At 71.3% G+C, this 4,985-nt stretch carries 7 protein-coding genes; 1 reads left to right on the top strand and 6 read right to left on the bottom strand.

Going from position 1 to position 4,985, the window contains the following annotated elements; genetic code table 11:
• A partial coding sequence (locus FV230_RS24455; RefSeq protein ID WP_187275609.1) for an alpha/beta hydrolase occupies window positions 1-273 on the top strand: 273 nt, incomplete at its 5' end.
• A 724-nt stretch (window positions 274-997) separates the two neighbouring features.
• Here FV230_RS24455 and FV230_RS24450 read toward each other — a convergent pair.
• The 6 genes from FV230_RS24450 to FV230_RS24430 all read right to left on the bottom strand — a co-directional run.
• Window positions 998-1,231 carry a hypothetical protein gene (locus tag FV230_RS24450; RefSeq protein ID WP_147844243.1) on the bottom strand — a complete coding sequence of 78 codons (234 nt, stop codon included), beginning with the start codon at window positions 1,229-1,231 and terminating at the stop codon, window positions 998-1,000.
• Between the two features lie 628 nt (window positions 1,232-1,859).
• Window positions 1,860-2,288 carry a hypothetical protein gene (locus tag FV230_RS24445; protein WP_147729250.1) on the bottom strand — a complete coding sequence of 143 codons (429 nt, stop codon included), beginning with the start codon at window positions 2,286-2,288 and terminating at the stop codon, window positions 1,860-1,862.
• Window positions 2,289-2,493: 205 nt separating this feature from the next.
• Window positions 2,494-2,754, bottom strand: a complete 261-nt coding sequence (locus FV230_RS29965) for a hypothetical protein (protein WP_187275608.1) — start codon at window positions 2,752-2,754, stop codon at window positions 2,494-2,496.
• A gap of 111 nt (window positions 2,755-2,865) precedes the next feature.
• Entirely contained in the window at window positions 2,866-3,192 is a 327-nt protein-coding gene (locus tag FV230_RS24440; RefSeq protein ID WP_147729248.1) for a multidrug efflux SMR transporter, read from the bottom strand.
• Window positions 3,189-4,343, bottom strand: a complete 1,155-nt coding sequence (locus tag FV230_RS24435; protein ID WP_147844242.1) for an SDR family oxidoreductase — start codon at window positions 4,341-4,343, stop codon at window positions 3,189-3,191. The genes FV230_RS24440 and FV230_RS24435 overlap by 4 nt, the downstream gene beginning before the upstream one ends.
• A gap of 181 nt (window positions 4,344-4,524) precedes the next feature.
• Window positions 4,525-4,985, bottom strand: a 461-nt coding sequence (locus FV230_RS24430) for a MipA/OmpV family protein (RefSeq protein WP_147844241.1), incomplete at its 5' end; no start/stop codon positions are given.

The following is a 4,985-nucleotide window of genomic DNA, read 5'->3' as shown; positions in this document are numbered from 1 at the left end:
CGCCTGCGCGACCCGCGCGTGCCGCCGCGGATCGCGACCCCGACGCTGATCCTCGCCGCCGGCTCCGACCCGGTCTGCGGCACGCCCGCGGCCGAGCGCTTCGCCGCCCGCCTCAAGGCCGGCCACATCCTGGTGCTGCCCGACGCCCGCCACGAGATCCTCTCCGAGCGCGACGCGATCCGCGCCGACTTCTGGGCCGCCTTCGACGCCTTCGTGCCGGGCTCGACCGTGCGGGAGACGAAGACGGAGCGGGAGCGACTGGCGACCGCGTGAGGCTGCGCGCGGGCGGGGCGCCGGTCGCGACGCGAAGCCGGCCGTCGCCGCTTCCCGATGCGGCCGTTCCCTGGCCGTCCGACGGCTTCGGGTCGGGGTGGTCGGCGATCCCAAGCTTGTTCTGATCCGTCCTGGAAGGAGAGGATCGAGCCTGCCCGTGCAGCCGCACGCGGGGGTCGGTCGCTCCGCAATCCGTCTTGCACCGGACCGCGTCGATTGACGTCGGACAGCGCGACAGGCGAAACCGAACCCTTCGTTAGGTTTCGAAATATTTTCTGATGCGTTCAGATAACAATATTACTAAATCCATGACAGCAACCACGATAAACATTTTGATGAAAAACTGAGTAGCGGCACTCCAATGATCGCTAAGTCAGAATTTATTAAATATGCATGCCCCCCCCCCCCGCTAAGTTACCAAACATTGATTAAAAAATATTGTCGGAAGAAAGATGCCCGATTTACGCCGAGTGCCCCTTGCCTCTTTCATGCTTGTAAACCTCGCGCATTGACTCGCCGATCCGATATCGTCTGGTCGGTATCGGTCGCCCGGCCGCCATCTGGTCGTGGCGGTCTCGACTTCGAGCGAATTTCACAGGCGCCCTGATCAGGCGGCATCGCCAAGACGCAGGCGGCGCCGGCGATCGTCGGCCCGTCTATGGACAGGTCGCCGGCAAGTCGAGATCCCCCCGCGGGCCTGCCGCTCGGACCGCGAACGGCCATCTCACCGCTCTCCGTGCGCGACCGTGCGCCGATAGAAGCGATGGGACAGCCACAGCCCGAGCACGATGCCGCCGAGAAGAAGGGGCACGAGGAGGGGCCAGAAAATCATCGCGGTCATAGGCCGGCTCGACGGCGGAAGCGCGAGCAGGGCGCCGAGGAGCAGCGCGCAGCCGACGCAGAGCGAGCCGACGGTCGCCCCGGCACCGATCAGCGAGGCTTTCAGGGCGGCCCGCATCATCGGAGTTCGTCCGTTCCGCCGCGGCGCCCTGCCGGTAGCGGACCTTCGACCCGCCCCTGCGAGGCTCGCCGGCCACGCGGAAGCGGGCGCCGTCGCCGAAACGATGAGCGTCCGGCCGGTCTCTCCACGCGCCGGCCGCCGTGCCGGGCCGACCCGGCTGCGTCCCGGCGTCCCGCAGGCGTGCCGTCGGCCCGGCCCAGGGCTCCGACGGCCAGGGGACCGGCACCGAGCAGGATGCGATGTCCGATCGGCATGCGCGGAGCCTCCCGCCCCTTGCGAACCGGCTGCCCGAATCCCCGGGTCTCCAGGTTAGGCAAATCATCTTATCGGCTGTCGGCCCCGTGGTCCAGCGGAGGGCCTTCACCGCCCTCGTGCCGGGCCGGGCCGTGCGGGAGACGGAGCGGGAGCGATCGGCGACCGCGTGAGGCTGCGCGCAGGTGGGGCGCCGGTCGCGACGCGAAGCCGGCCGTCGCCGCTTCCCGATGCGGCCATTCCATGGCCGTCCGACGGCTTCGGGTCGGGGTGGTCGGCGGTTCCGCAGAGTTCGCCATGATCCGCCGTCGAAGGACCGGATCGGGCACATCCGTTCCGGGACACCGCGCCACGACCGGCCTTCGACCGCCCCCTATCGGCGACGGATCTCGAACGTCTCCCAATCGTGTACGACGGTACAGCTCACGGCGAGCGCGTCGTCCGTCGTCGCCGCGCCATCCATGCCGTGCCGCCGAGCGAGGCGCGCGCACTTGTCCAGGGCGCTTCGCGCGACGTTTTCGGGTACGTCGAGGGCGAGGCTGGTCGCGCGCTCGAGCGTTCGGCCGAACTCCCCCATGTCGGTGCCGAAGCCCGCATCCCCCGATACCATCGAGGGCTGCCCGTCTGCGCATTCCAGCGTGTAGTGAAAGGTCCGGCGGCCGCGCTTGATGGTAATGACCGGACCCGTCCGGATCGCGTACGCGTTTCCGACCTCGGTCGCGATGCGTTGAGCTGCGTCGTCACAGGCGTCGGCCAGGGCCGGTGCGGCCGCGATGACGAGCAGGAGGGGCAGGCGTTTCATCGTTGGCCGCCATCGTGAAAGGCCGGGTTGCAGCGGTTTGGCGGCGCAGGATCGCAAACGCCTGGGATCACCAGACGGCGCGGATTGCGCACGTCCCCAGCCTGTCGGCTTGGCTCTGCTTCGTTGGGGGCAGCATGGGCCCGTCGAGCGCCAACCCGACGCCTGTCGCGGAACGCCGACACCGGCCCCTCCGTGCGCCGGCCGCTCAGAAGCGCGCGCCACCGGGGAAGCTGAACACCGGCATCGAGTCTTGCCGCACGTCGCGCACGTCGGGCGCCATGCCGGTGCGCCCGTCCTGCTTCGCCACGTTGCCGGGCGGGGCCTCCATCGGCTTGCGGTCCTGGGCGCCGATCTCGGCGGACCCGGCCGCGTCCCGGGGTTTTCCAGGCGTGTCGTCGGCCCGGGCCAAGGCTCCGAAGGCCAGGAGACCGGCGGCCGCGAGCAGGATGCGGGATCCGACCATCATGCGCGTGAAACCTTCCGACGTTGCAAGCCGGGCTCCCGAATCCCTCGGTACCCCGCTTAGGCAAATCGTCTTATCGGTTGCCGTCCGCGCGGTCCAGCGCCGGGCGCGGCCTCAGGCCTCGACCCGCGCGCTCGCCAGGATCGCCACGCCGCAGGCGATGACCGCGATGCCGGCGATCATCGGCAGGGTCACCGGCTCGCCGAACAGCAGCGCGCCGCCGAGCGCGGCGCCGACCATGCCGACGCCGGCCCAGATCGCGTAGACGACGCCGATCGGCAGCATGTCCATGCTCGAGGACATCAGCCACAGGGCCGTGCCGTAGCCGAGCGCGACGATCAGGGTGGGGACCGGCCGGGTCAGGCCGTCGGCCGCCTTCAGCGCCAGGGTCGCGGAGATCTCGGCGCCGATCGCGATCGCCAGCGTCAGGTAGGGGCTCATGCGCTGGCCGCCAGCGCGGTGCCGGCCGCGTCTTCCGGCACCGGGGGCGGCACGGCGAACATCTCGATGTCGTCGGCGAACTGCTCGACGATCGTCGCCGCGTTCGCCAGGCACACCGGCAGGTAGGCCGGCAGCCGCGGCGCCGGCGCGAACCCCTCGGCGAGCAGGCGGTCGTTGGCGAAGGTCACGTCGAGGGCGCAGAACGCGTAGTAGGCGCGCACCGCGCGGAGCATCGCCTGCTTCAGCGGCCCGTCGAGGCCGAACACCTCGGCGAAGCGCCGGCGCAGCACGGTGCGGTCGGCGGCGAGGTCGAACGGCCGGAAGGCGCGCACGCCGTCGCTCGGCTCGGCCGCCTCGAAGGCGGCGATGACCTCGGCCCAGGTGGTGCGGCCGCTCATGCCGGCCGAGAGGTGGTAGAGGTCGTGCCGGAGCGTCGGCTTGGTCAGGAGCCCGACCAGCATCTCGGCGACCCAGTCGGCCGGGACGACGTCGACGTGGCTCTCGGGCGCGCAGGGCAGCATGCGCAGGGCGTCGGCGGCGCGCAGCACCCAGAGGATGCTCGAGCTCGGGCCCGCGCCGAGGCTGGCATGGCCGACGACGATCGAGGGCCGGGCGACGACGATCGGCAGGTCGGGGAACCGCGCCGCCAGCGAGGTCTCGGTCGCGGCCTTGGACACGGTGTAGGCGACGATGTGCCGGGCCTCGGCCGCCGGGTAGTCGGTCTCGGCGACGATCGCCGCGGCGTCGGCGCCGCAGATCATCGCGGTGCCGACGTGCAGGAACCGCCGGAGCTTCGGCATCGCCTGCGCCCGCCGCGCCAGCGCCAGGGTGCCGTCGTGGTTGGTGCGGTAGACCCGCTCGTCGCCCCACCACGAGGTGTCGGCGGCCAGGTGCAGCACGTGGGTGCAGTCGTCGAGGCGCGGATCGCGGTCGAGGTCGGCCCGGGTGAAGTCGCCGGGGACGACCTCGACCTTGCGGGCGAGGCGCTGGGCGGTGAAGGCGTCGGTGAACCGGGCGAGCCGCGCCGCGATCCGCTGGCGGCCCTGCTCGACGCCGGCGCAGCGCACGAGGCAGACCCAGGTGGCGTCGTCGCCCGCCTCGAGCGCCCGGTGCAGCACCGCGCCGCCGATCAGCCCGGTCGCCCCCGTCAACAGAATCCGTGGCACAGTCCGCCTCCCGCTCTTTGCGGCGAGACATAGACAGAAACGTTCCGATATAATCCCCGCATCGCGGCGCAGAGGGTGATTAAAGATCGGCCGTGCTCGGCCGGCAACATTCACGAATTCGTGAACGACATCTTGGCGTTGTAGTCCCGTTGCTTGCACTGCAGCCTCATGGGTCGACCCGGACCGAGTAGATCGCCCCGAAGCCGACCGTGACGTCGTTCGGCGTGCCGAGGCGCCGGACGATCGGGCTTCCCGCGGCGGCGGCGACGAGGCGGTCGTAGCGGACCGAGCCGATCGTCTGCCACGCCTCCGACCAGGCGTAGGCCAGGGCCACGATCGCGCCGACGGAGCGGGGCCCGCCCGCGGCGCGGTAGGGCGTCAGCCGCGGGTCGGCGATCGCGGCGACCGGCACGTCGAAGTCGAGACGCATCGCGGCGGCGTCCCCCAGCACGAGGCGGGGGCCGCCGCTCAGGGTGACGCGGCCGGCGGTGCCGACGAGGTCGGCGCCGAGCTTGGCCACGAGGCCGTCATGCGCGCGCAGGCCCTGCGTGACCTCGGCACGCAGCCGCAGCACGTCCTCCACCGGCCAGACAGCGCCGAACAGGCCGAGCCCGGCCGCGACCGGGC

The sequence above is a fragment of the Methylobacterium sp. WL6 genome (assembly GCF_008040095.1).
GTDB lineage: Bacteria > Pseudomonadota > Alphaproteobacteria > Rhizobiales > Beijerinckiaceae > Methylobacterium.
Note: the sequence above shows the minus strand (reverse complement) of the source record. Positions and strands in the feature narration are given on the sequence as shown.